Source organism: Pseudomonas sp. AC083 (genome assembly GCF_979253165.1).
In genome coordinates, this window is record NZ_CEEDDH010000019.1 from 1 (window position 1) to 26,052 (window position 26,052).

A 26,052-nucleotide genomic window follows, 5' to 3' on the forward strand; every position below is an offset into this window, starting at 1 on the left:
GCTTCGTACTGCTCAGCGACGGCGTCTGGTCGACCTTGGGCGATACCGCGATCGCGGCAATTCTGCGCGATCAAGCGGATCTGCCCAGCGCGGCGCAAACCTTGGTCAACGCCGCGCATCTGGCCGGCAGTCAGGACAACGCCAGTGCCCTGCTGGTGCGCGTCGATGCGCTGGGCGAAGCGAGCATTGGCGATGCGCTGGTGCAATTGCAGCAATGGCCACTGCCGCCAACGCTGAAACCCGGGCAAGCGTTTGAAGGCTGGCAGGTGCAAGGCATCATCGGCCAGAGCCAGCAATCATTGCTGTATCGCGTGCTCGATAGCCAGGGCCAGCCTTGGCTGCTGAAGACCTTGCCGACGCGGCTGGCCGACCATCCGCAAGCCGGTCAGGCGCTGCTGTCGGAAGAATGGTTCCTCAAGCGCGTGGCCGGCCGGCATTTTCCGCAAATCCATGCCTGCACTCAGCGTCAGCATTTGTATTACGTCATGCGCGAATACGCCGGGACGACGCTGGCCGACGTGTTTCAACACAGCGGCCCGTTGCCTTTGGCGCAGTGGCAGGACATCGCCGAGCGGCTGTTGCGCGCGGTCGGGTTGCTGCATCGACGGCAGATTCTGCACCGCGACATCAAACCGGAAAACCTGCTGCTGGGGGATGACGGCGAACTGCGCCTGCTGGATTTCGGCCTGGCTTATTGCCCGGGACTGTCCGAGGACGCGCCGTCGACCCTGCCAGGAACGCCTAGTTTCATCGCCCCAGAAGCGTTTCGCGGCGAACCACCGAGTGCACAACAGGATTTGTATTCTGTCGGTGTCACTCTCTATTACCTGCTCACCGGGCATTTTCCCTATGGCGAAATCGAAGCGTTTCAGCGGCCCCGATTCGGCGTGCCGGTGAATGCCAGTCGCTATCGCCCGGACCTGCCGGACTGGCTGGCGCAAAGTCTGGAACGCGGCGTCGCCGCCGATCCGCAGCAACGCTTCGAAACCGCTGAAGAGTGGCTGCTGGTGCTGGAACAGGGTGAGCGGCAAAGTTTGAGTGTGCGGCCCCGGCCTTTACTCGAGCGGGAGCCGTTGAAGGTCTGGCGGACGATGGCGCTTCTGGCATTGATGGGTAATGTGGTGCTGCTGGTTTTGTTGTTTCACAGTTGAACCGCGCCGCGCCATTCGCGAGCAGGCTCGCTCCCACAGGGAATTTGTGTCGTTCGCAGACACCTTGTGGGAGCGAGCCTGCTCGCGAAGGCATTCGGCTTCACACCGCATAACCCCAAGAATTAACGCGCCACGAACGAGCAACACGCCTCGATTCGGTGCAAAAAAATCTCCTGTCACAACCCCAATCCCCAATAAATCCGCGTCCCCCCGAGTTGGCACAACCACTGCATTACCCTTTTCACCATACATAAAGCCCAACCTTCAACGACGAAGGCTGCGCTTCCCGAGAGAACGGGACCAGGACAAAGGCGTCCTCGCTAGGCAACTAGCGGGACGCCTTTTTTTGTTTGCGCAAAATTTGTCGAGCAAGGCCCGACGGCCCACCAGAGGCCAGCCGCAGCTCCCGGAGAACCTGATGAAAAAACTCAAACTGGTGATGATCGGCAATGGCATGGCCGGGGTCCGTACCCTGGAAGAACTGCTCAAGCTGAGCGACGAGCTCTACGACATCACCGTCTTCGGCGCCGAACCGCACACCAACTACAACCGCATCCTGCTGTCGCCGGTGCTGGCCGGCGAGCAGACGTTCGAAGAGATCGTCCTCAACGACCTCGACTGGTATCTGGAAAACAACATCAAGTTGCTGCTCAACCGCAAAGTGGTGGAGATCGACCGGGTCAAACGCCGAGTGATTGCCGAGGACGGCACCGAAGCCGAGTACGATCGCCTGCTGATCGCCACCGGCTCGACCCCGTTCATCCTGCCAATCCCCGGCAACAATTTGCAGGGCGTGATCGGTTACCGCGACATCGCCGACACCCAGGCCATGATCGACACCGCCAGGACCCACAAGCACGCCGTGGTCATCGGTGGCGGCCTGCTCGGCCTCGAAGCGGCCAACGGCCTGATGCTGCGCGGCATGCACGTGACCGTGGTGCACCTCGGCGAATGGCTGCTGGAGCGGCAACTGGACAAGACCAGCGGCCAGCTTCTGCAATCGGCGCTGGAATCCCGTGGCCTGCATTTTCGCCTTTGCGAACAGACCCAAGCCTTGCACGATGCCGGCAATGGCCGGGTCGGTTCGGTGCAGTTCAAGAACGGCGACATCATTCCTGCCGATCTGGTGGTGATGGCCGCCGGCATCCGCCCCAACACCGAACTGGCAGAAAAGGCAGGAATTCCGTGCAATCGCGGGATTCTGGTCAACGACACCCTGCAAACCTACGACCCGCGCATCTACGCAATCGGCGAATGCGCCAGTCATCGCGGCATCGCCTACGGCCTCGTTGCGCCGCTGTTCGAACAAGCCAAGGTCTGCGCCAATCACCTCGCGCAACTGGGTTTCGCTCGCTATCAGGGTTCAGTGACTTCGACCAAATTGAAAGTCACCGGCATCGACCTGTTCTCCGCCGGCGACTTCATGGGCGGCGAAGGCACCGAGACCATCACCCTCTCCGACCCGATCGGCGGCGTGTACAAAAAACTGGTGATCAAGGATGACGTGCTGGTCGGCGCCTGTCTGTACGGCGATACGGCAGATGGCGGTTGGTATTTCCGGCAGATTCGTGAGAATCACGCCATAGGCGAGATCCGCGATCACCTCATGTTCGGCGAAAACGCTTTAGGCGACGTAGGACATCAGGGCCAGGACAAAGCCATGGTCATGGCCGACAGCGCCGAAGTCTGCGGCTGCAACGGTGTGTGCAAGGGCACCATCGTCAAGGCGATTCAGGAACACGGCCTGTTCAGCGTCGATGAAGTGAAGAAACACACCAAGGCTGCCAGCTCCTGCGGTTCCTGCGCCGGCCTTGTTGAACAGATCCTGATCAATACGGTGGGTGGCGCGGCCGACGTCAAACCGAAAAGCGAAAAAGCCATCTGCGGTTGCAGCGATCTCAACCACGGGCAGATTCGTCAGGCGATCCGCCAGGAACACCTGCTGACCATCGCCGAGACCATGAGTTACCTGAACTGGCGCACGCCCAATGGCTGCGCGACCTGTCGCCCGGCGCTCAACTACTACCTGATTTCCACTTGGCCGGGCGAGGCCAAGGACGACCCGCAATCGCGTCTGATCAACGAACGCGCCCACGCCAACATCCAGAAGGACGGCACCTATTCGGTGGTGCCGCGCATGTGGGGCGGCGTGACCAACCCATCGGAACTGCGGCGGATCGCCGATGTGGCCGACAAGTACAACGTGCCGATGGTCAAGGTCACCGGCGGTCAGCGCATCGACTTGCTGGGGATCAAGAAACAGGATCTGCCCGGCGTCTGGAAAGACCTCGACATGCCGTCCGGCCACGCCTACGGCAAATCCATCCGCACCGTGAAAACCTGCGTCGGCAGCGAGTTCTGCCGCTTCGGCACGCAGAACTCGACGCAACTGGGCATCGAACTCGAGCACGACCTGTTCAACATGTGGTCGCCGCACAAAGTGAAGCTGGCGGTGTCCGGTTGCCCACGCAACTGCTCGGAAGCGGGCATCAAGGACGTAGGAATTATCGGCGTCGACTCCGGCTGGGAGATGTACATCGGTGGCAACGGCGGGATCAAGACCGAAGTCGCCGAGTTCTTCGTCAAACTGAAAACTGCCGAGGAAGTCCGCGAATACAACGGCGCATTCCTGCAGCTCTACCGCGAGGAAGCCTTCTACCTCGAACGCACCGTGCATTACCTGCAACGGGTCGGCATGGAGCACATCAAGAAGAACGTGCTCGAAGACGCCGAGCGGCGCAAGGCCCTGAATGAGCGCCTGCAATTCTCCCTGTCGTTCGAACAGGACCCATGGAAAGAACGCCTGGCGCAGCCGCAACTGAAGAAAGAATTCGACGTGATCCCCGTGAAAAACCTGGAGGTGCCGGCATGAACTGGCTCGACATCTGTGCGCTGGAAGAGATCAACGCCCTCGGTTCGCGGATCATTGCCGGACCGAAAGGTGACATCGCGATTTTTCGTACAAGCGACGACGAGGTGTTCGCCCTCGATGACCGCTGCCCGCACAAGGGCGGGCCGCTGTCGCAAGGCCTGATCTATGGCAAGCGCGTGGCCTGCCCGCTGCACAACTGGCAGATCGACCTCGAAACCGGCGAAGCCCAGGCGCCGGACATCGGCTGTGCCCATCACCATCCGGCCCGGGTCGAGAACGGCCGGGTGCAACTGGCCCTGCGGGACGCCATCTGATGAACCGCCAGACGACCGCCTCGACCTGCTGTTACTGCGGGGTCGGCTGCGGCGTACTGATCGAGCATGACGGCGAGCGCATCCTCGGCGTCAGCGGCGATCCGGCGCACCCGGCCAACTTCGGCAAACTGTGCAGCAAAGGCTCGACGCTGCACCTGACCGGCGACCTCGCCGCCCGCGCCTTGTACCCGGAACTGCGCCTGGGCAAAGGCCTGGCGCGCAGCCGTACTGACTGGGATACCGCCCTCGACCACGCGGCCAACGTGTTTGCCGAAACCATCGCCGAACACGGCCCGGACAGCGTGGCGTTCTACATCTCCGGGCAGTTGCTCACCGAGGACTACTACGCCTTCAACAAACTGGCGCGGGCGCTGGTGGGCACCAACAACATCGACAGCAATTCGCGGCTGTGCATGTCCTCGGCGGTGGTCGGCTACAAACGCAGCCTCGGCGCCGACGCGCCGCCGTGCAGTTACGAAGACCTGGAGCTCAGCGACTGCGTGATGATCGTCGGCAGTAACATGGCCTACGCCCATCCGGTACTTTTCCGTCGGCTGGAGGAAGCCAAATCCCGTCGCCCGCAGATGAAAGTCATCGTTATCGACCCACGTCGCACCGACACCTGCGATTTGGCTGACCTGCATCTGGCGATTCTTCCGGGTACCGATGTCGCCTTGTTCCATGGGATTTTGCATCTGCTGCTGTGGGAAGACTGGGTCGATCGCGATTTCATCAAGGCGCACACCGAAGGCCTCGCCGAACTCAAAACCCTGGTGCGCGATTACACCCCGCAGATGGTTTCGCAACTGTGCGGCATCAGCATCGAGCAACTGCAGCAATGCGCAGAATGGGTCGGCACTGCGCCGAGCTTCCTGTCGCTGTGGTGCATGGGCCTGAATCAGTCCACCGCCGGCAGCGCAAAGAACAGCGCGCTGATCAATCTGCACCTGGCCACCGGACAAATTGGCCGCCCCGGTGCAGGACCTTTCTCACTTACCGGTCAGCCGAACGCCATGGGCGGGCGGGAAACCGGCAGTCTGTCCAATCTGCTACCGGGCCATCGCGATGCCGCCAACCCAGAGCATCGCGCCGAGGTGGCGGCGTATTGGGGCGTGGAGAGCTTGCCCGAGGCGCCGGGCCTGAGCGCCATCGAACTGTTCGAAAACCTGCGCAGCGGCAAAATCAAAGCACTGTGGATTGCCTGTACCAATCCGGCGCAATCGATGCCTGATCAGAGCGCAGTCCGCGCAGCGCTTGAGGCCTGCCCTTTTGTGGTATTGCAGGAAGCCTTTCGCACCACCGAAACCGCTGCATTTGCCGACCTGCTGTTGCCGGCCGCCAGTTGGGGCGAGAAGGAAGGCTCGGTGACCAACTCCGAGCGGCGCATATCCCACGTGCGCAAAGCGGTTGTCGCACCAGGCGAAGCGCGGCCGGACTGGGCCATCACGGTGGATTTCGCACAGCGTCTGGAGAAACGTCTGCGCCCCAGGCAGCCAAGCCTGTTCGCTTTCGATCAACCTTCGCAGTTGTTTGATGAATTCAAAGCGCTGACCCGTGGCCGGGACCTGGATCTGTCCGGGATCAGTCATGCCTTGATCGACGAGATCGGTCCGCAGCAATGGCCCTTCCCTGCCGGCGCCCGCCAAGGCACGCCACGCTTGTACGGCGACGGCATTTTTCCTACAGCCAATGGTCGCGCGCAGTTCATTGCTGATCCGTACCGCGCCGCCAAGGAACAACGCGACGCGCGCTTCCCGCTGACTTTGATCACCGGTCGCCTGCGTGACCAGTGGCACGGCATGAGCCGCACCGGCACCGCCGCGCAATTGTTCGGCCACGTCAGCGAAGCCGTGCTGAACCTGCATCCTGACGAAATGCGTCGGCACCGCTTGCAGCCCGGCGATCTGGTCAGTTTGAAAAGCCGCCGTGGCGCGGTGATTGTTGCGGTCGGCAGCGACGACAGCGTGCGTCCGGGCCAAGCGTTCCTGCCGATGCATTGGGGCGATCGCTATCTCAAGGGCGGCGTCAACACGCTGACCTTGCCAGCATTTGACCCACTGTCCAAGCAACCGGAACTCAAGCACAGCGGCGTGCGTCTGGAGGCAGTCAATCTGCCTTGGCAACTGTTCGCCTTGATCGAGGGTGATGTTCAACGGCATTTCGAGACACTACGACCGCTGTGCGAGGCGTTTTCCTACGTCAGCCTCAGCCTTGTCGGGCGTGAGCGGCCAGCGTTGCTGATACGCGCTGCACACGGCCAGGCGCCGGATCCACAGCTGCTGGGTGAGATCGACCAGTGCCTGTCACTGCTGGATGGCCCGGTTCTGGCCTACGACGACCCGCGCCGCGCCATCGGCAAGCGGGTGCGCATCGAAAACGGCCGAATCACCGCAATTCGCCTGGCCGGCGAAACCCTGGCGCAACATTGGCTGCAAAGCCTGTGGCTGGAGGGCCGCGCCGACCAACAACTGCGGCGCTGGCTGCTCGCGCCGATGAGCGCGCCGCCGGGCGCTGTCGGCGCCATTGCGAGCGACAAGACCTTGTGCAACTGCGAAAACGTCAGCCTCAACGCAGTCTGCGCCGGCATTCGCCAGGGCCTGGATCTGCAAGGCCTGAAAAACAATCTCCGATGCGGTACGCAATGCGGTTCCTGCGTGCCGGAAATCAAGCGTCTGCTGGCTGCCGAAGCGCGGCCGGTCGCGGTCATTTAACGAGGACAACACCATGAATGCGAAAGTCTGGCTGGTGGGCGCAGGCCCTGGAGATCCGGAGTTGCTGACGCTCAAAGCGGTGCGCGCATTGCGCGAGGCCGATGTGGTGATGATCGATGATCTGGTCAACGACGCGGTGCTGGAGCACTGCCCGGCTGCGCGGGTGATCCCGGTGGGCAAACGCGGCGGCTGCCGTTCGACCCCGCAGGCATTTATCCATCGGCTGATGCTGCGTTATGCCCGCCAGGGCAAATGCGTGGTGCGCCTGAAAGGCGGCGATCCGTGCATTTTCGGCCGCGGTGGCGAAGAAGCGCAGTGGTTGCGCGAGCGTGGCGTTGAAGTGGAACTGGTCAATGGCATCACCGCTGGGCTGGCCGGGGCGACCCAGTGCGATATTCCGCTGACGTTGCGGGGCGTGGCGCGCGGAGTAACGTTGGTGACTGCGCACACCCAGGATGACAGCCAGTTGAACTGGCAGGCGCTGGCGAAAGGCGGGACGACGCTGGTGGTTTACATGGGCGTGGCCAAGCTGGGCGAGATTCGTGATCAGCTGCTGGCCGGAGGGATGGCGGCGGATACGCCGGTGGCGATGATCGAAAACGCCTCTTTGGCGCATCAGCGTGAGTGTCGCAGTGATCTGAGTGCGATGGCTGAGGATGCCTCGGCGTTTGAATTGAAGAGCCCGGCGATTCTGGTGATTGGTGCGGTGGCTGCTGTCGTGGAAGAGCAAAAGATCGCAGCCTTCGGCAGCTCCTACAGGACACATATGATCTGAATGTAGGAGCTGCCGCAGGCTGCGATCTTTCAAGATCCAAAGCCAAATCGCAGACAAAGAAAAGCCCGGCCTGAGCCGGGCTTTTCCATCAGCGGCAGCTAATTACTTAGCTTGAGCTTCAACCTGCGCTTCTACGCGACGGTTTACAGCGCGGCCAGCGTCAGTTTTGTTGTCAGCAACTGGGCGGGATTCGCCGTAGCCAACAGACTGAACGCGGGACGATTCAACACCGTACTGGTTGGTCAGAACTTGCTTAACGGCGTTTGCACGACGCTCGGACAGTTTCTGGTTGTAAGCGTCAGGACCGACGGAGTCAGTGTGACCTTCAACAGTAGTGGTGGTGGATGGGTACTGCTTCATGAAGTCAGCCAGGTTCTTGATGTCGCCGTAGCTGTTTGGCTTGACTACCGACTTGTCGAAGTCGAATTTCACGTCCAGCTCAACACGAACAACTTCAGCAACTGCTGGGCAGCCATCAGCGTCAACGGTTACGTTGGCTGGGGTGTCCGGGCACTTGTCAACGTTGTCGCAAACGCCATCGTTGTCGCTGTCGGAGCAGACTTCAGCAGGTGCTGGAACTGGAGCAGCAGCTGGCTTGGAGCCGCCACCGAAGTTCACACCGATACCGACGCTAGGAGCCCACTCGGTGTCGCCCTGGTCGATGTTGTACTGAGCTTCAACGCCGGCACGGGCGTAGAAGTTCTCGGTGAAGTACAGCTTGGCACCGCCGCCAACGTTGGCGAAGGTGGAACGGTTACGACCGTTCGAACCGTTCTGGTCGATGCTCTGGTCAGAGAAACCGGCCGAAACGTATGGACGAATCATGTCGCCTGGGTTGTTGAAGTGGTACAGAGCGTCCAGAGCGGTGTTAGCGCCTTTGACGTTCTTGCCATCGTCGGCACGTACGTTGTGCACTTCGTCGTAGCCCAGACGCAGTTCAACGTCGTCGGTCAGGAAGTAACCGATCGAACCGCCGAACAGGTTGCCGTTGTTCTTGAAGTTACGAGCGCTGTCGAATTGTTCTTTCTTAGCGAAGCCTTCGATTTCAACTGCGCCTTGGCCTTGTGCCAGAGCGCCGAACGAAGTGGCGGCAATCAGAGAACCAATGGCCAAGCCCAAGGTGTTTTTCAGTTTCATCCGTTAAATCCCCATCTGGTGATTGTGAAGCAGTCCCGCAAACCGGGGGACAACTCGGCGGCAAGTCTATCAGAACTTGCCTACACGTAAGAGATATTTGCGCTGAACTAAGTTTCAGCAATGCCTGCAAATTTCTCACGCAATTTATCTAGAGCGCGTTTGTAACGCATTTTTGTCGCACTCAAACCCATGTGCATGATGTCTGCGATCTCCTGAAACTCCAGCTCTGCGACAAATCGTAGCACCAGAATTTCGCGGTCAATCGGATTCACATACACCAGCCAGCGATCAAGCCCACCCTTCTCCTCCGGCTTCGGCGCCTTTTCTTCAGACGCTTCTTCAAGAGGGTCCAGACTGAGAGCGTCCATCAAGCGACGCTTACGCCGTTCCTTCCGATACTGCGTGATGCATTCGTTGTAAGTGATGCTGTAAAGCCAGGTTTTGAACTTCGATTTCCCCTCGAAGTTCTTCAGGCCGTACAGCACCTTCAGCATCACTTCCTGACAGACATCGTCTGCGTCGCGATCGTTCCCAAGATATCTCGCGCAGACGTTAAATAATGTTCGCTGGTAACGCCGCATCAACTCTTCGTAGGCGCGCGTTACGTGAAACAGCTCGGTATGCGAGCGCGCGACCAACTCCTCATCAGAGAGCTCGCGGGGGTCGTAGCGCGTGGATAGCGGTTGGGCTTTATTCAAAACAAGTCGTGCCGACAGTCAGGTCAATGTCCGCCACAACCAGCCTCGGCTGGCATTTTGCGGCGGCATACATTAGCAGGGTTTGCCGGTTTAGCGGCTACTCACATGCTGTTCCAGCAGGATCCGATTGGAGAGAGAGACTAGCTCACCCTCATCGGTCAGCAATGTGGTTTTAACCGTGCCGATCTCTTCGATCTGGCCTTCGACCTCGCCAACACGCACTTGTTGCCCAACCTCGTACAGCTCACGCACATAGATTCCCGCAAGAATCTGACCGGCAATTTCCCGGCTTCCCAAACCCATGGCCAGCGCAACTGCCAGACCAACGGTAATCAATACGATAACAATCACATGGTTCAGCAGGTCGGTCTTGACCTCGAGCTGGCTGATCGCCACGGAGATGCTGATGATGATCACCAGCCCCTGCGCGATCCGCCCCAACCCCGAAGCGTAGTCCAGCCCTACGCCTTCTGCTGCGCCGCGCACCAGCCCGTTGGCCAGTTGCGCCAGCAGGACACCGACCAGCAGCACCAGCGCGGCGCCAAATACTTTCGGCAGATACAACGCCAGCATGTCCAGCGTAGCTGAAACTCGCTCGAGGCCAAGGGATTCTGCCGCAGAAACCAGAAAAATCAGCAGAACGAACCAGTAGACGATTTTACCGATCAGCGTCGAGATCGGCACCTGCAGCCCGGCACGCGACATCAGCTTGGTCAGCCCGGTGCCGCCCATCAGGCGATCGAGGCCCAGTTTGGCGAGCAATTTGGAAAGCAAGGTGTCGAGCAGCTTGGCCACGACGAAACCCAGCAGCAGCACAACCAGTGCGCCGAACAGGTTCGGAATGAAGTTAGCGACTTTGGTCCACAACGCAGTCATTGCAGTGACGAGGCTCTGAGTCCAGAGATCAAGTTCCATATTCAATCAGCCTTATCAGCAGTGCGAGCAGTGGTTTTACGAAGACGGGAAACCGGCGAGACATGCGCCGAGCCATTGTTCAGGGCGATCATCAGCGCGGGCAGCCAGCGGCCCAGCAGGCTGAACAGATCACCGGCGCCGACCTGGCGGTTGGCGGTTTTGAGTACGCGGCCCAGGCACGCATCGTCGTCGCGGCTGGACGGCGAAGCGTTGAGCATGTCGCGCAAAGACTGTTCAAACGGATCGTGCATACGCACCTCTCGTGATGTCTGTGAAAGACGCGGGCAGATTTACTCGGGTCACATGCGCCATGTTCACACCCAGCGCAATCGACGGAACAACCACCACTGGCCGAACGCCAGGGCGAGCACCGTCAGGCAGGCGATCAGGAAGCCATACGGGCTTTCGGCGAACGGAATACCGCCGACATTGATGCCGAGCAGACCGGTGATGAAACTCATCGGCAAAAAGATGCAGGTAATGATGCCGAAGCGATACATGGTGCGGTTCATGTGCACGCTCAAACGCCGGTCTTCGGCCTCCAGCACAAGCCCTACGCGCTCTCGGGTCAATTCGAGCTCTTCCAGATAACGGGTCAGGCTGTTGTTCAATTCGTTCCAGTAGTCGGCGTCGTCTTCGACGAACCACGGCAGTTTGATCCGCGTCAGCTGTCCGAAAATATCCCGCTGTGGGGCGAGAAAACGCTTCAGCCCAGCGGCTCTGCGGCGGATGTGCAAAATGGCCCCATGCTCCGGGGTATACCGTTCGTCGGCGTCGAGTTTTTCTTCCTCTTCATCCACCACTTCCGACAGGCACGTGACCAGATCCTGCACTTTATTGGTGAGGAACTGCGCCAGATACAGCATCAATTCCGAGGAAGTTTTCGGCCCTTTGCCCTCGCCAAGCAGCGTCATCAGCTCATCCGTGGCGCGCAACGGACGCAAGCGCAGGGAAATCACTCGCTGCGCAGAGGCGAAAATCCGCACCGAGACCATGTCTTCCGGCTCGGCGCCCGGGTTGAGATTGACCCCGCGCAGAAACAGCAACAGCTCGGAGTCGGGCAATGGCAACAGACGCGGGCGGGTATTTTCTTCCAGCAACAGATCGCAGGTGAATTCATTGAGCCCGCTGGATTTGCGCAGCCAGGTACGGGTCTGCGGATGGCTGCGATCCCAGTGCAGCCAGAGGCTTTCATGGGCCTGCAGCTGCAAATCGTCGAGCTCAGTCCGGGCTATCGAACGCGCACCGCCCTTGCCGTCCAGCACCAGGGCATGCACCAGCCCCCATTGCGCGTTTTCTTCCTCGAACATCCGCATCCCTTGTCGAAAAGCTTATTCAGGCATTTTCAGCGGGCTCGGCGATACGATCACGCCGTTGTTGTCCGCATAAATGTACTGGCCTGGGTGGAACGTCACGCCGGCGAAAGTCACCGGGACGTTGAGGTCGCCAATGCCGCGCTTGTCGGTTTTCATCGGATGGCTGGCCAGCGCCTGCACGCCGAGATCGGTCTGGGCGATGACGTCGACGTCACGGATGCAACCGTAGATCACCAGCCCTTCCCAACCGTTCTGCGCGGCCTTGGCGGCGATCATGTCGCCCAGCAGAGCGCGGCGCAGCGAACCGCCGCCATCAACCACCAGCACTTTGCCTTTGCCGTTGAGTTCGGCCTGCTCCTTGACCAGCGAATTGTCTTCGAAGCACTTGATGGTCACGATTTCGCCGCCGAAGGAATCCCGGCCGCCGAAATTGCTGAACATCGGTTCCAGCACCTGCACCAGCTCCGGGTAGGCGTCGCACAGGTCAGGCGTAAGGTAATGTTCCATCGAAAAACTCCTGTAACAAGGAAGACGATCAAGGATGCCGCATTATGATGAGACGAGTTCCGGCGGTCGCTGTTTACCTTAGTCCATGCCATGGTCGCTGAGCGAACCTGAACCGCGGCTGAAACGTTATCGCTAAACAGTCACGAAATATGACTGGAACCGCACAATGCGTCATATCTTAGCCGCAAGCCAGGCTGAACGGAACGCCCCTCACACCGCAGCGGCCAGATCCGTCGCCTGCGCCAGCAATGGCGTCTGCTGATCGTTCAACCAGCGCGCCACCAGCGGCCATACCTCCGCCTGCGCTGCTTTGCTCACCAACATTTCGACATGACCGAAATTATCCGAGAAGCCCTGCTCGCGGCCCAGGTTGATGAACTGCTTGTGCTCGGAGCCGATCTGCTCGAACAGCTTGCGGCAGGCCCACGCCGGATCCTGATGATCGCCCGCTGCCGTCACCGCCAGCACCGGCACCTGCACCTCGGCAAGTCCGGCCCACCAGTCCTTGTCCTTGTCGCCGAAGCGGCCGAACAAGCCGTACCAGCGCATGCTTTCGATGGCAAGGCCGATCGGTTCGTCTTCCGGACCGCGTTTGAGGCGTGAGCCGGACAACTGCGCGAACCGCTTGAGAATAAAGCGCCCGCCCCACTCCACCGGTGGAATCTTCAGCGGCCAATAGGTACGGCTGACCTGGGTGCCGAAAAACGCCGCCGAGGCCACGGCCGGTTCGCCGAGATATTCGCCACCGAGCGCCGCCGCCAGGGTGATGCCGCCGAGCGAATGGCCGATCCAGTGCGGGATCTGTCCGCTCTGCTCACGCACGAACGCGGCAATCGCCGGCAGATCGTAACGGGCATAATCGGCCACGCGGTTGCGCCGATAGTCTTCGTTGCGCTGGGACAGGCCGTGACCGCGCATTTCCGGAATCCACACGTCGAAGCCCAGCCGCGTCAGATACGCGCCGAGCCCGAGGCCTTTGGGGGAAAACCAGAAGCGCCGATTGGAAAAGCTGCCGTGCAACAGAATCACCGGCACGCCGCGTGGCGCCGTGTCATCGGCCATGCCCAGGCGGGTGACGGCGATCTCCACGGACCAGTCCGGGCTGTTGCCGGGTTTCAATCGATAGACGTCTTCGCTCAGATCGCCGCGCCGCTCGGCGCTGATCAGCGCGACAGGAAACAGGTTGCTGCTGCTTTGCATAATGCTCTTGCACAAAAAAGGGCGGCATCCGCTGGAGCCCGCCCTACTTCAATCTCAAGGCCCGCTCCCACATGGGGCGCGGGCCAATTACATACTGATCAAGCCTGACCTTCGGCGAGGAAGAACCAGGTTTCCAGCACGGTGTCCGGGTTCAGCGACACGCTTTCGATGCCCTGTTCCATCAGCCACTTGGCCAGATCCGGGTGGTCCGAAGGACCCTGACCGCAGATGCCGATGTACTTGCCGGCCTTGTTGCAGGCCTGAATGGCGTTGGCCAACAGCTTCTTGACCGCTGGATTCCGCTCGTCGAACAGGTGCGCGATGATCCCCGAGTCACGGTCCAGACCCAAAGTCAGTTGGGTCAGGTCGTTGGAGCCGATCGAGAAGCCGTCGAAGAATTCGAGGAATTCCTCGGCCAGAATCGCGTTGGATGGCAGCTCGCACATCATGATCACGCGCAGACCGTTCTCGCCGCGCTTCAAGCCGTTCTCGGCGAGCAGATCGACCACCTGGCTGGCTTCGCCCAAAGTACGGACGAACGGCACCATGATTTCCACGTTGGTCAGGCCCATCTCGTTGCGCACGCGTTTCAGCGCGCGGCATTCGAGCTCGAAGCAATCGCGGAACGATTCGCTGATGTAACGCGAAGCACCACGGAAACCCAGCATCGGGTTCTCTTCTTCCGGCTCGTAGAGCTTGCCGCCGATCAGGTTGGCGTATTCGTTGGACTTGAAGTCCGACAGACGCACGATGACTTTTTTCGGCGTGAACGCTGCAGCCAGGGTGCTGATGCCTTCAACCAGTTTGTCGACGTAGAAGTCGACCGGGTCGCTGTAACCGGCAATACGCTTGTCGACGCTGTCCTTGATTTCCTGCGGCAGACCGTCGTAGTTCAACAGCGCTTTCGGGTGCACGCCGATCATGCGGTTGATGATGAATTCCAGACGTGCCAGACCGACGCCGGCGTTCGGCAATTGGGCGAAGTCGAAGGCGCGATCCGGATTGCCGACGTTCATCATGATCTTGAACGGCAGCTCCGGCATGGCGTCGACGGAGTTCTTCTTGATGTCGAAGCCCAGTTCGCCTTCGAAGATGTAGCCGGTGTCGCCTTCGGCGCAGGATACGGTCACGCCCTGGCCATCCTTCAGCAGCTGGGTGGCGTTGCCGCAACCTACCACTGCCGGGATGCCCAGCTCACGGGCGATGATCGCCGCGTGGCAGGTACGCCCGCCACGGTTGGTGACGATGGCGCTGGCGCGCTTCATCACTGGTTCCCAGTCCGGGTCGGTCATGTCGGAAACCAGCACGTCGCCCGGCTGGACTTTGTCCATCTCCGAGACGTCTTTGATGATGCGTACTTTGCCGGCGCCGATGCGCTGGCCGATCGCCCGACCTTCCACCAGCACGGTGCCGGTTTCCTTGAGCAGGTAACGTTCCATGACGTTGGCCTGGGTGCGGCTTTTCACGGTTTCCGGACGCGCCTGCACGATGTACAGCTTGCCGTCGTCACCGTCCTTGGCCCACTCGATGTCCATCGGGCAGCCGTAGTGCTTCTCGATGATCATCGCCTGCTTGGCCAGCTCACTGACTTCGGCGTCGGTCAGGCAGAAACGCGCGCGTTCGGCCTTGTCGACATCGACAGTCTTGACCGAACGACCGGCCTTGGCCTCGTCGCCGTAGATCATCTTGATGGCTTTGCTGCCCAGGTTGCGACGCAGGATGGCCGGACGACCGGCCTCCAGCGTGCCTTTGTGGACGTAGAACTCATCCGGATTGACCGCGCCTTGTACGACGGTTTCGCCCAGGCCGTAAGCGCCGGTGATGAACACCACGTCACGGAAACCCGATTCGGTGTCGAGGGTGAACATCACGCCGGCGGTGCCGGTTTCCGAACGCACCATGCGCTGCACGCCAGCCGACAGGGCGACCAGTTTGTGGTCGAAGCCCTGGTGCACGCGGTAGGAAATCGCGCGGTCGTTGAACAGCGAAGCGAACACCTCTTTGGCGGCGCGGATAACGTTTTCCACACCACGGATGTTCAGGAAGGTTTCCTGCTGACCGGCGAAGGACGCGTCCGGCAGGTCTTCGGCGGTGGCGGAAGAACGCACGGCCACGGCCACATCAGGATTGCCCGCCGACAGCGCGGCGAACGCGGTGCGGATCTCGGCATTCAGTTTTTCGGGAAATTCGGCTTCCATGATCCATTGACGGATCTGCGCACCGGTCTTGGCCAGGGCATTGACGTCGTCGACGTCGAGCGCGTCGAGGGCCTTGTGGATCTGCTCGTTCAGGCCGCTCAGTTCGAGGAAGTCACGATAGGCCTGAGCCGTCGTGGCGAAGCCGCCGGGGACCGAAACACCGGCGCCTGCCAGGTTACTGATCATCTCGCCCAGGGATGCGTTCTTGCCCCCCACATGCTCAACATCGTGTTTGCCGAGCTTATCGAGGGAAACTACGTACTCTACCAAGGTGATCTCTCCACTAACTGTGTTGGAAAAGCTCAGAAACCGGCGGCCCGGGGGAGCCTTGGCCGGTTGTATGGCCTGGACCTGGAAAATAAGTGAGAATGCGGGCCAATGGCGGCCGGCAAATCGCGCCTATCATATCCAAGATTCGTTACTAGCTTAAGGCCCAAGGTGCAAATGAAACGATCTGCTTTCTTCATCTCCGATGGCACCGGCATTACCGCCGAAACCCTGGGTCAAAGCCTGTTGGCGCAGTTCGAAAACATTACCTTCAGCAAATTCACGCGGCCCTACATCGACAGCGTGGAAAAAGCGCGGGCCATGGTACAACAAATCAACAAAGCCGCTGAAACCGACGGCTTTCGCCCGATCATCTTCGACACCATCGTCAATCAGGACATTCGTGAGATTCTCGCAACGTCCAATGGTTTCATGATCGACATTTTCTCGACCTTCCTCGCGCCGCTCGAACAGGAGCTCACCGAGCATTCTTCCTACACCGTCGGCAAATCCCATTCGATCGGACACAACTCCAATTACATGGAGCGCATCGAGGCGGTGAACTTCGCCCTCGACAACGATGACGGCGCGCGCACCCACTATTACGACAAAGCCGATCTGATACTAGTGGGCGTGTCGCGATGCGGCAAAACGCCGACGTGTCTGTACATGGCCATGCAGTTCGGCATCCGCGCGGCCAACTATCCGCTGACCGAAGACGACATGGAACGCCTGACCCTGCCCACCGCCCTGCGCGCCCATCAGCACAAGCTGTTCGGCCTGACCATCGACCCCGACCGCCTGACCGCGATCCGCAACGAGCGCAAGCCCAACAGCCGTTATTCGAGCTACGCCCAGTGCGAATTCGAAGTGCGCGAAGTGGAAAACCTGTTCCGCCGCGAGAACATTCCGCACATCAATTCCACGCATTTCTCGGTGGAAGAGATTTCGGCGAAGATTCTCGTGGAGAAAGGCGTTGAGCGGCGGTTCAAGTAGTCCGGCGTTGCCTGATCTGGCGCCTTCGCGAGCAAGCTCGCTCCCACAGTGGACCTGCATCGTAACGACTGTGGGAGCGAGCCTGCCCGCGAAGAACGATAACGCGGTCTGTCAGATCACAAACAGGTCGATGAATCGATTCACCGCTGTGGCTTCCAGCCGCGCCTGATCCTCACAGAGCGCAAATATCTCAGCGCAACGCTGCCCGGCAAACCGCGTGGCCAGATTGGCCTTGAACTTGTCCTCCAGCAACGGAATGCCCTCGGCGCGGCGGCGGCGATGGCCGATCGGGTACTCCACCACGACGTTGTCGGTGCTGCTGCCATCCTTGAAAAACACCTGCACGGCGTTGGCAATCGAGCGTTTGTCGGGCTCAAGGTATTCGCGGGTAAAGCGCGGTTCTTCAACGATGAGCATTTTTTCGCGCAGCACATCGATGATCGGATGCGCCTTGTGGAAGTCGTCTTCGTAGTGCTCAGCCACCAGATTGCCGAATGCCAGCGGCACGGCGGTCATGTATTGCAGGCAATGATCGCGGTCGGCAGCGTTGGCCAGCGGGCCGACCTTGGAAATGATGCGGATCGCCGATTCATGGGTGGTGATGACGATGCGGTCGATCTCATGCAGGCGATTGCGAACCAGCGGATGCAAGGTCACCGCCGCCTCGCATGCCGTCTGCGCGTGGAATTCGGCGGGGAAACTGATCTTGAACAGCACGTTTTCCATCACGTAACTGCCGAACGGCCGGGAGAAGCTGAACGCGCGTTTTTCCTCGGGTTTCAGCGCCAGATCGTTGTTGGTGTGGCTGAACGAAACGTCATAGAAGCCCCACTGCTTTGCCGTCAGAACCCCGGGAATGCCCATCTCACCACGCATAGCGATGTCGGCCAGTCTTACGCCGCGACTCGCCGCATCCCCCGCCGCCCAGGATTTGCGCGAGCCGGCGTTGGGAGCGTGGCGATAGGTGCGCAGCGCCTGACCGTCGGCGAAGGCGTGGGACAGTGCCGACAACAGCTGCTCGCGATTGGCGCCCATGAGTCGGGCGCTGACGGCAGTTGATGCGACTTTCACCAGAATGACGTGATCGAGTCCTACCCGGTTGAAGGAGTTTTCCAGAGCGATTACGCCTTGAATCTCGTGGGCCATGATCATCGCTTCCAGCACATCGCGGACCGTCAGCGGCGCCTCACCGTTGGCGATGCGTTTTTGCGACAGGTGATCGGCCACGGCGAGGATGGCGCCGAGGTTGTCCGAGGGATGGCCCCACTCGGCGGCGAGCCAGGTGTCGTTGTAGTCGAGCCAGCGGACAACGCAGCCGATATCCCAGGCGGCTTTGACCGGATCAAGGCGATAAGGGGTGCCTGGCACTCGTGCACCGAACGGTACAACCGTGCCTTCAACGATCGGGCCGAGGTGTTTCGTGCATTCGGGGAAACGCAGGGCCAGCAGACCGCAGCCAAGCGTGTCGATCAGGCAATTGCGCGCGGTGTTCAGCGCTTCGGCGGATTCGGGCTTGAAGGTGAGGACGTAGTCGGCGATGTCCTGCAGGACTGCATCGTAATCGGGGCGGTTGTTCAGGTCGACGTTGGCGCTCATGTTCGCTTCACTCCTGTAGGAGCTGCCGAAGGCTGCGATCTTTTGATTTTGTTATTCGCGATCAAGATCAAAAGATCGCAGCCTTCGGCAGCTCCTACCTGGTTTTGTGTTAAGTCAGAAAGAATCTCCGGGCACGCGGACGTAACCTTCCATGAGCACCCGCGCACTGCGGCTCATGATGGCTTTCTTCACCACCCATTCGCCATTCTCCAGCGTCGCCTCAGCGCCCACGCGCAACGTCCCGGACGGATGGCCGAAACGCACCGCATTGCGCTCGATCCCACCAGCAGCAAGATTTACCAACGTTCCGGAAATCGCTGCCGCCGTGCCGATCGCCACCGCTGCCGTGCCCATCATGGCGTGGTGCAGCTTGCCCATCGACAACGCGCGCACCAGCAGATCGACATCACCAGCAGCGATCGCTTTACCACTCGACGCTACGTAATCCGCAGGCTTGGCGACGAACGCAACTTTCGGCGTGTGTTGCCGCTTGGCGGCTTCTTCCAGATTGGCGATCAGGCCCATGCGCAACGCACCGTAGGCACGAATCGTCTCGAACATCAGCAGCGCTTGCGGATCGCCGTTGATCGCACCTTGCAGTTCGGTGCCGGTGTAGCCGATGTCTTCGGCGTTGACGAAAATCGTCGGGATCCCGGCATTGATCATGGTCGCCTTGAACGTGCCGACACCTGGCACTTCCAGCTCATCGACCAGATTGCCGGTGGGGAACATCGAGCCACCACCGCCCTCTTCTTCCGCCGCCGGATCCATGAACTCAACCTGCACTTCGGCCGCTGGAAAGGTCACGCCGTCGAGTTCGAAATCACCGGTTTCCTGCACTTCGCCGTTGGTGATCGGCACGTGGGCGATGATGGTCTTGCCGATGTTGGCCTGCCACACGCGCACCACTGCCACGCCGTTGTGCGGAATGCGGCTGGCGTCGACCAGACCGTTGCTGATGGCGAACGAACCGACCGCCGCCGAGAGGTTGCCGCAGTTGCCGCTCCAGTCGACGAACGGCTTGTCGATCGACACTTGGCCGAACAGGTAATCGACGTCGTGATCGGCGCGGGTGCTTTTCGACAGGATCACGGTTTTGCTGGTGCTCGACGTCGCGCCGCCCATGCCGTCGATCTGCTTGTCGTAGGGATCGGGGCTGCCGATCACTCGCAGCAACAAAGCGTCGCGCGCCGGGCCTGGAACCTGCGCTGCTTCGGGCAGATCCTTGAGGCTGAAGAACACGCCTTTGCTGGTGCCGCCGCGCATGTAGGTGGCAGCGATTCTGATTTGTGGTGCGTGAGCCATGGTGCTCCTTACCGAAGGCATGGGACTTGAAATCCCATGCCCACACGTTGATTTAAACGGCTACCGCCGATCCTTCGAGGAAGTCCTGTGCGAAGCGCTGCAACACGCCGCCGGCCTCGTAGATCGACACTTCTTCAGCGGTATCGAGACGGCAGGTCACCGGCACTTCGACGCGCTCGCCATTCTTGCGATGAATCACCAGCGTCAGATCCGCGCGGGGTTTGCGTTCGCCGATCACGTCGTAGGTTTCGCTGCCATCGATGGCCAGGGTGTGGCGGTTGGTGCCGGGTTTGAATTCCAGCGGCAACACACCCATGCCCACCAGGTTGGTGCGGTGAATGCGCTCGAACCCTTCAGCGGCAATCGCCTCGACACCGGCAAGGCGCACGCCTTTCGCCGCCCAGTCGCGGGACGAACCCTGGCCGTAGTCAGCGCCAGCGATGATGATCAGCGGCTGCTTGCGCTGCATGTAGGTTTCGATCGCTTCCCACATGCGCATGACCTGGCCTTCCGGCTCGACACGCGCCAGCGAACCCTGTTTGACCTTGCCGTTTTCCACGACCATTTCGTTGAACAGTTTCGGGTTGGCGAACGTCGCGCGCTGTGCCGTCAGGTGGTCGCCACGGTGGGTGGCGTAGGAGTTGAAGTCCTCTTCCGGCAGGCCCATTTTTGCCAGGTATTCGCCGGCGGCGCTGTCGAGCATGATCGCGTTCGATGGCGACAGGTGATCAGTGGTGATGTTGTCCGGCAGCACCGCCAGCGGGCGCATGCCCTTCAACGGACGAGCGCCGGCCAGTGCGCCTTCCCAGTACGGCGGACGGCGGATGTAGGTGCTCATCTCGCGCCAGTCGTACAGCGGCGCGACTTTCGGCCCGGTGTCTTCATGCACGGCGAACATCGGAATGTAGACCTGACGGAACTGCTCAGGCTTGACCGACGACTTCACCACCGCATCGATTTCTTCATCGCTCGGCCAGATGTCCTTGAGGCGGATTTCCCGGCCATCGACCACGCCCAGCACATCCTTCTCGATATCGAAACGGATGGTCCCGGCGATCGCGTAGGCAACCACCAGCGGCGGCGAGGCGAGGAATGCCTGTTTGGCGTACGGGTGAATGCGGCCGTCGAAGTTGCGGTTGCCGGAAAGCACCGCGGTCGCGTACAGATCGCGGTCGATGATCTCTTGCTGGATCAGCGGATCGAGGGCGCCGGACATGCCATTGCAGGTGGTGCAGGCAAACGCCACAACGCCGAAACCGAGCTGTTCCAGCTCAGTGGTCAGCCCCGCTTCGTCGAGGTACAGCGCCACGGTTTTCGAGCCCGGCGCCAGCGAGGATTTGACCCATGGCTTGCGCGTCAGGCCGAGCTTGTTGGCATTGCGCGCCAACAGGCCGGCGGCGATGACGTTGCGCGGGTTGCTGGTGTTGGTGCAACTGGTGATGGCGGCGATGATCACCGCGCCGTCGGGCATTTGCCCCGGCACGTCATCCCACTGGCCGGAGATGCCTTTGGCCGCCAGATCGGATACCGCAACGCGGGCGTGCGGGTTGCTCGGGCCGGCCATGTTGCGCACCACCGAGGACAGATCAAAAGTCAGGCCGCGCTCGTATTGCGCACCTTTGAGGCTGTCAGCCCACAGGCCGGTGAGTTTGGCGTACTGCTCGACCAATTGAACCTGCTGGTCTTCACGACCGGTCAGTTTCAGGTAATCGATGGTCTGCTGGTCGATGTAGAACATCGCTGCCGTGGCGCCGTATTCCGGGGCCATGTTGGAAATGGTCGCGCGGTCGCCGAGGGTCAGCGCCGCCGCGCCTTCGCCGAAAAACTCCAACCAGGCGCCAACGACTTTCTGTTTGCGCAGGTATTCGGTCAGGGCCAGGACCATGTCGGTGGCGGTGATGCCCGGTTGCAGCTTGCCGGTCAGTTCGACGCCAACGCTTTCCGGCAGACGCATCCACGACGCACGGCCGAGCATCACGCTCTCGGCTTCGAGGCCGCCGACACCGATGGCGATCACACCGAGCGCATCGACGTGCGGCGTGTGGCTGTCAGTGCCGACGCAGGTGTCGGGGAACGCCACGCCTTCGCGCACCTGAATCACCGGGGACATTTTCTCCAGGTTGATCTGGTGCATGATGCCGTTGCCCGGCGGGATCACATCGACGTTCTTGAAGGCCTTTTTGGTCCAGTTGATGAAGTGGAAACGGTCTTCGTTGCGGCGATCTTCGATGGCGCGGTTCTTCTCGAAGGCCTGGGCATCGAAACCGCCCGCCTCGACGGCCAGCGAGTGGTCGACGATCAATTGCGTCGGCACCACCGGGTTGACCTGCGCCGGGTCGCCGCCCTGCAAAGCGATGGCATCGCGCAGGCCAGCGAGGTCGACCAGCGCGGTCTGGCCGAGGATGTCATGGCAGACCACCCGCGCCGGGAACCACGGGAAATCGAGATCGCGCTTGCGTTCGATCAGTTGCTTGAGCGAGTCGGTGAGCGTGGCCGGGGCGCAGCGACGCACGAGGTTTTCCGCCAGCACGCGGGAGGTGTACGGCAGGGTGTCGTAGCTGCCAGGCGCAATCGCCTCGACCGCCGCGCGGGTGTCGAAGTAATCCAGCGGCGTGCCGGGCAGGTTCTTGCGGAATTCTGTGTTCATCGGGTCAGGACTCGGGTCACGGTAATTTCAAGTGATGGGCGATACACCGACCTCAAGGGTCACACCGCCCCCTGTAGGAGCTGCCGAAGGCTGCGATCTTTTGACTTTGATTTTCCAGAAGCAAGATCAAAAGATCGCAGCCTTCGGCAGCTCCTACAGGGGGTCTGCGGTGTACTCGGGTCAGCCCACCATTTCAGCGACGTTCGATTGGCACGAACTTGCGCTGTTCGACGCCGGTGTACTCGGCGCTCGGGCGGATGATGCGGTTGTTGGCGCGTTGTTCGAACACGTGCGCGGCCCAGCCGGTCAGGCGCGAGCAAACGAAGATCGGCGTGAACAGCTTGGTCGGGATGCCCATGAAGTGGTACGCCGATGCATGGTAGAAGTCGGCATTCGGGAACAATTTCTTCTGCTCCCACATGGTCTTGTCGATGGCTTCGGAGACGGGGAACAACACCTTGTCGCCGACCTCGTCCGCGAGTTTTTTCGCCCAGCCCTTGATCACCTCGTTGCGCGGGTCGCTGTCCTTATAGATCGCGTGGCCGAAGCCCATGATCTTGTCCTTGCGCTCGAGCATGCCGAGGGTGCCTTTGATCGCCTCTTCCGGCGACGAGAAGCGCTCGATCATTTCCATCGCCGCTTCGTTGGCGCCGCCGTGCAATGGACCACGCAGCGAACCGATCGCCGCCGTCACGCACGAGTACAGATCCGACAAGGTCGAAGCGCATACGCGCGCGGTAAAGGTCGAGGCATTGAATTCGTGCTCGGCGTAAAGGATCAGCGACACGTTCATGACTTTGACGTGGAGTTCGCTCGGTTTCTTGCCGTGCAGCAAGTGCAGGAAGTGGCCACCGATGGTCGGCTCGTCGCTGACGCAGTCGATGCGCTTGCCGTCGTGGCTGAAGCGATACCAGTAGCACATGATCGCCGGGAACGCGGCGAGCAGACGGTCGGTCTTGTCGCGCTGTTCGGAGAAGTCTTTCTCCGGTTCGATGTTGCCGAGGAATGAGCAACCGGTGCGCATGACGTCCATCGGATGTGCATCAGCCGGGATGCGTTCGAGCACTTCTTTCAGCGCTTGCGGCAGATCGCGCAGCTTGCTCAGTTTGCTTTGATAGTCGGCCAGTTGCGCTTTGGTCGGCAGTTCGCCGTACAGCAGCAGATAGGCGACTTCTTCAAATTGCGCATCGGCGGCCAGTTCACGCACGTCGTAGCCGCGATAGGTCAGCCCGGCACCGGCCTGGCCCACGGTGGACAATGCGGTTTGCCCGGCAACCTGGCCACGGAGCCCGGCGCCACTGAGTACTTTTGCTTCGGCCATTGTGTTCTCCAATCTTCTTGAATTTGTATGGGGAAACTTGTGGGAGCGAGCCTGCTCGCGAAAGCGCTGGATCAGTCGACATCAATGTTGGATGTCAGTCCGTCTTCGCGAGCAGGCTCGCTCCCACAGGGTTTTGTTCAGCCTTTCTTCTGTGCAAACAACGCATCGAGCTTCTGCTCGAACGTGTGGTAATCGATACGATCGTAGAGCTCCATGCGAGTCTGCATGGTGTCGATGACATTCTGTTGCGTGCCATCGCGGCGGATCGCCGTGTAGACGTTTTCCGCTGCCTTGTTCATCGCACGGAACGCCGACAGCGGATACAGCACCAGCGAGACGTCGGCGCCGGCCAGTTGTTCGGTGGTGTACAGCGGCGTTGCGCCGAACTCGGTGATGTTGGCCAGGATCGGCGCCTTCACACGGCCGGCGAACAGCTTGTACATGTCCAGCTCTGTGATCGCCTCAGGGAAAATCATGTCGGCGCCGGCCTCGATGCACGCTGCCGCGCGATCAAGTGCCGATTCCAGGCCTTCCACCGCCAGTGCGTCGGTACGCGCCATGATCACGAAGCTGTCATCGGTACGGGCATCGACGGCGGCTTTGATGCGATCGACCATTTCCTGCTGGCTGACGATTTCTTTATTGGGGCGATGGCCGCAGCGCTTGGCGCCGACTTGGTCCTCGATGTGAATCGCCGCCGCGCCGAACTTGATCATCGACTTGACCGTGCGCGCCACGTTGAAGGCCGACGAGCCAAAACCGGTGTCGACATCCACCAGCAGCGGCAGGTCGCAAACGTCGGTGATACGGCGCACGTCGGTCAGCACATCATCCAGCCCGGTGATGCCCAGATCCGGCACGCCAAGCGAGCCTGCGGCCACGCCGCCGCCGGACAGGTAGATCGCCTTGAAACCGGCGCGCTTGGCCAGCAGCGCGTGGTTGGCGTTGATCGCGCCGACCACTTGCAAAGGATGCTCGCTGGCGACCGCATCGCGGAAGCGCTGGCCCGGCGTGTTCAGGTTAGAAGTCATGCATCACCTCGTTCAGTGGCTGTCTGGTTGTGGGCGCCGTCCTCGTAGTGACGGGCGATGTTGCGTTTCGAGGCGCCGATGTGGCGGCGCATCAACAATTCCGCGAGCTCGCCGTCACGGTCGGCGATGGCATCGAGAATGCGGTGGTGTTCGGCGAAGGCCTGGTGCGGGCGGTTCGGCGTGGTGGAAAACTGGATGCGGTACATGCGCACCAGTTGATACAGCTCGCCGCAGAGCATCTGCGTCAGCGTGCGATTGCCGCTGCCCTGGATGATCCGGTAATGAAAGTCGAAATCGCCTTCCTGCTGGTAGTAACCGACGCCGGCCTGAAACGCCGCATCGCGCTCGTGGGTTTCCAGGACCCGGCGCAGTTCGTCGATTTCCGCGACGCTCATGCGCTCGGCGGCGAGGCGGCAGGCCATGCCTTCGAGGGATTCACGGATTTCGTAGAGTTCGATCAATTCGGCATGGCTGAGCGAGACCACCCGCGCACCGACATGCGGCACGCGCACCAGCAAGCGCTGGCCTTCCAGACGATGGATCGCCTCACGCAGCGGACCCCGACTGATGCCATAAGTACGCGCCAGTTCCGGCTCGGAGATCTTGCTGCCCGGGGCGATCTCGCCTTTGACGATAGCCGCCTGAATGCGCCGGAAGACGTTTTCCGACAGCGTCTCGGAATCGTCGCCATTGATGACCGGGGGATCGAGTTGATCCAGCATGATTGTCGACACCTTCAAATCCAATGCGGCAAAAACTAGCCAATAAGACCGGATCAGTCAAAGGATAAATAGGTATTGTCGACAATCGTCTAATAACCGCAATCTACCGGGCACTCAACCAGTGTGGGAGCGAGCTTGCTCGCGAAAGCGGAATGTCAGTCAACGTGGCTTCGAATGGCACGCCGCCTTCGCGAGCAAGCTCGCTCCCACAGGGGCTGCCACAAGGATAATTGCTCAACGCCCATGGAGCGGCGCAAGCGCTGGCGCCATAAAACCACCGTGCTAGAATGCCGCCCGCATTTGCGGGTCTTTGTACGGCTTGCCATAAAAAGCTGCCAGGCACACGCGGGGGCTTGCGCACGGTTGCGCGGGC

20 protein-coding genes are annotated in these 26,052 nt (G+C 60.7%); 6 read left to right on the forward strand and 14 right to left on the reverse strand.

Going from position 1 to position 26,052, the window contains the following annotated elements; genetic code table 11:
- From AC0IXA_RS22650 to cobA, 5 genes are all read left to right on the forward strand, one after another.
- A partial coding sequence (locus AC0IXA_RS22650; protein ID WP_471814535.1) for a protein kinase domain-containing protein occupies positions 1–1,151 on the forward strand: 1,151 nt, incomplete at its 5' end.
- Between the two features lie 418 nt (positions 1,152–1,569).
- Positions 1,570–4,023 (forward strand): nitrite reductase large subunit NirB, encoded by a 2,454-nt coding sequence (nirB, locus tag AC0IXA_RS22655; RefSeq protein WP_471814536.1) that lies wholly within the window; start codon positions 1,570–1,572, stop codon positions 4,021–4,023.
- Positions 4,020–4,337, forward strand: coding sequence for a nitrite reductase small subunit NirD (gene nirD / locus AC0IXA_RS22660; protein WP_016773836.1), 318 nt, complete (start codon positions 4,020–4,022; stop codon positions 4,335–4,337). The genes nirB and nirD overlap by 4 nt, the downstream gene beginning before the upstream one ends.
- A complete protein-coding gene (locus AC0IXA_RS22665) occupies positions 4,337–7,048 on the forward strand; it encodes a nitrate reductase (RefSeq protein WP_341638002.1) in 2,712 nt (903 codons plus the stop codon). Before nirD ends, AC0IXA_RS22665 begins: the two co-directional genes overlap by 1 nt.
- A gap of 13 nt (positions 7,049–7,061) precedes the next feature.
- Positions 7,062–7,823 (forward strand): uroporphyrinogen-III C-methyltransferase, encoded by a 762-nt coding sequence (gene cobA / locus AC0IXA_RS22670; protein WP_341638003.1) that lies wholly within the window; start codon positions 7,062–7,064, stop codon positions 7,821–7,823.
- Positions 7,824–7,925: 102 nt separating this feature from the next.
- Here cobA and AC0IXA_RS22675 read toward each other — a convergent pair whose 3' ends face one another.
- From AC0IXA_RS22675 to ppsA, 8 genes are all read right to left on the reverse strand, one after another.
- Positions 7,926–8,960 (reverse strand): OmpA family protein, encoded by a 1,035-nt coding sequence (locus AC0IXA_RS22675; RefSeq protein ID WP_016773833.1) that lies wholly within the window; start codon positions 8,958–8,960, stop codon positions 7,926–7,928.
- A 107-nt stretch (positions 8,961–9,067) separates the two neighbouring features.
- Complete coding sequence (gene sigX / locus AC0IXA_RS22680) at positions 9,068–9,658, reverse strand: RNA polymerase sigma factor SigX (RefSeq protein WP_016773832.1); 591 nt, start codon at positions 9,656–9,658, stop codon at positions 9,068–9,070.
- Positions 9,659–9,748: 90 nt separating this feature from the next.
- On the reverse strand, positions 9,749–10,573 hold the full coding sequence (locus AC0IXA_RS22685) for a mechanosensitive ion channel family protein (protein ID WP_016773831.1): 825 nt from the start codon (positions 10,571–10,573) through the stop codon (positions 9,749–9,751).
- Between the two features lie 2 nt (positions 10,574–10,575).
- The gene (locus tag AC0IXA_RS22690; protein WP_003223293.1) at positions 10,576–10,824 is read right to left on the reverse strand and encodes a hypothetical protein; all 249 of its coding nucleotides are present in this window, start codon (positions 10,822–10,824) and stop codon (positions 10,576–10,578) included.
- A 63-nt stretch (positions 10,825–10,887) separates the two neighbouring features.
- Positions 10,888–11,883, reverse strand: coding sequence for a zinc transporter ZntB (locus AC0IXA_RS22695; protein WP_341638004.1), 996 nt, complete (start codon positions 11,881–11,883; stop codon positions 10,888–10,890).
- A 21-nt stretch (positions 11,884–11,904) separates the two neighbouring features.
- Positions 11,905–12,396, reverse strand: a complete 492-nt coding sequence (rraA, locus tag AC0IXA_RS22700) for a ribonuclease E activity regulator RraA (protein ID WP_016773829.1) — start codon at positions 12,394–12,396, stop codon at positions 11,905–11,907.
- A gap of 210 nt (positions 12,397–12,606) precedes the next feature.
- Positions 12,607–13,596: an alpha/beta fold hydrolase gene (locus tag AC0IXA_RS22705; protein WP_160769590.1), complete on the reverse strand. Its 990-nt coding sequence runs from the start codon at positions 13,594–13,596 to the stop codon at positions 12,607–12,609.
- Between the two features lie 98 nt (positions 13,597–13,694).
- Positions 13,695–16,064: a phosphoenolpyruvate synthase gene (ppsA, locus tag AC0IXA_RS22710; RefSeq protein ID WP_122506517.1), complete on the reverse strand. Its 2,370-nt coding sequence runs from the start codon at positions 16,062–16,064 to the stop codon at positions 13,695–13,697.
- Positions 16,065–16,238: 174 nt separating this feature from the next.
- Between ppsA and ppsR the strand changes: the two genes are divergently transcribed.
- Positions 16,239–17,057 (forward strand): posphoenolpyruvate synthetase regulatory kinase/phosphorylase PpsR, encoded by an 819-nt coding sequence (ppsR, locus tag AC0IXA_RS22715; protein WP_016773826.1) that lies wholly within the window; start codon positions 16,239–16,241, stop codon positions 17,055–17,057.
- A 111-nt stretch (positions 17,058–17,168) separates the two neighbouring features.
- Here ppsR and prpD read toward each other — a convergent pair whose 3' ends face one another.
- From prpD to AC0IXA_RS22745, 6 genes are all read right to left on the reverse strand, one after another.
- Positions 17,169–18,653 carry a 2-methylcitrate dehydratase gene (gene prpD / locus AC0IXA_RS22720; RefSeq protein WP_341638005.1) on the reverse strand — a complete coding sequence of 495 codons (1,485 nt, stop codon included), beginning with the start codon at positions 18,651–18,653 and terminating at the stop codon, positions 17,169–17,171.
- 114 nt (positions 18,654–18,767) lie between these two features.
- Positions 18,768–19,958 (reverse strand): 2-methylaconitate cis-trans isomerase PrpF, encoded by a 1,191-nt coding sequence (prpF, locus tag AC0IXA_RS22725; protein ID WP_341638006.1) that lies wholly within the window; start codon positions 19,956–19,958, stop codon positions 18,768–18,770.
- Between the two features lie 52 nt (positions 19,959–20,010).
- Positions 20,011–22,605: a Fe/S-dependent 2-methylisocitrate dehydratase AcnD gene (gene acnD, locus AC0IXA_RS22730; protein ID WP_076566884.1), complete on the reverse strand. Its 2,595-nt coding sequence runs from the start codon at positions 22,603–22,605 to the stop codon at positions 20,011–20,013.
- A gap of 193 nt (positions 22,606–22,798) precedes the next feature.
- Entirely contained in the window at positions 22,799–23,926 is a 1,128-nt protein-coding gene (prpC, locus tag AC0IXA_RS22735) for a bifunctional 2-methylcitrate synthase/citrate synthase (protein ID WP_217851015.1), read from the reverse strand.
- Positions 23,927–24,063: 137 nt separating this feature from the next.
- Positions 24,064–24,957, reverse strand: a complete 894-nt coding sequence (prpB, locus tag AC0IXA_RS22740) for a methylisocitrate lyase (RefSeq protein WP_341638007.1) — start codon at positions 24,955–24,957, stop codon at positions 24,064–24,066.
- Positions 24,954–25,676, reverse strand: a complete 723-nt coding sequence (locus AC0IXA_RS22745; protein WP_178084508.1) for a GntR family transcriptional regulator — start codon at positions 25,674–25,676, stop codon at positions 24,954–24,956. The genes prpB and AC0IXA_RS22745 overlap by 4 nt, the downstream gene beginning before the upstream one ends.
- Between the last annotated feature and the right edge of the window lie 376 nt (positions 25,677–26,052).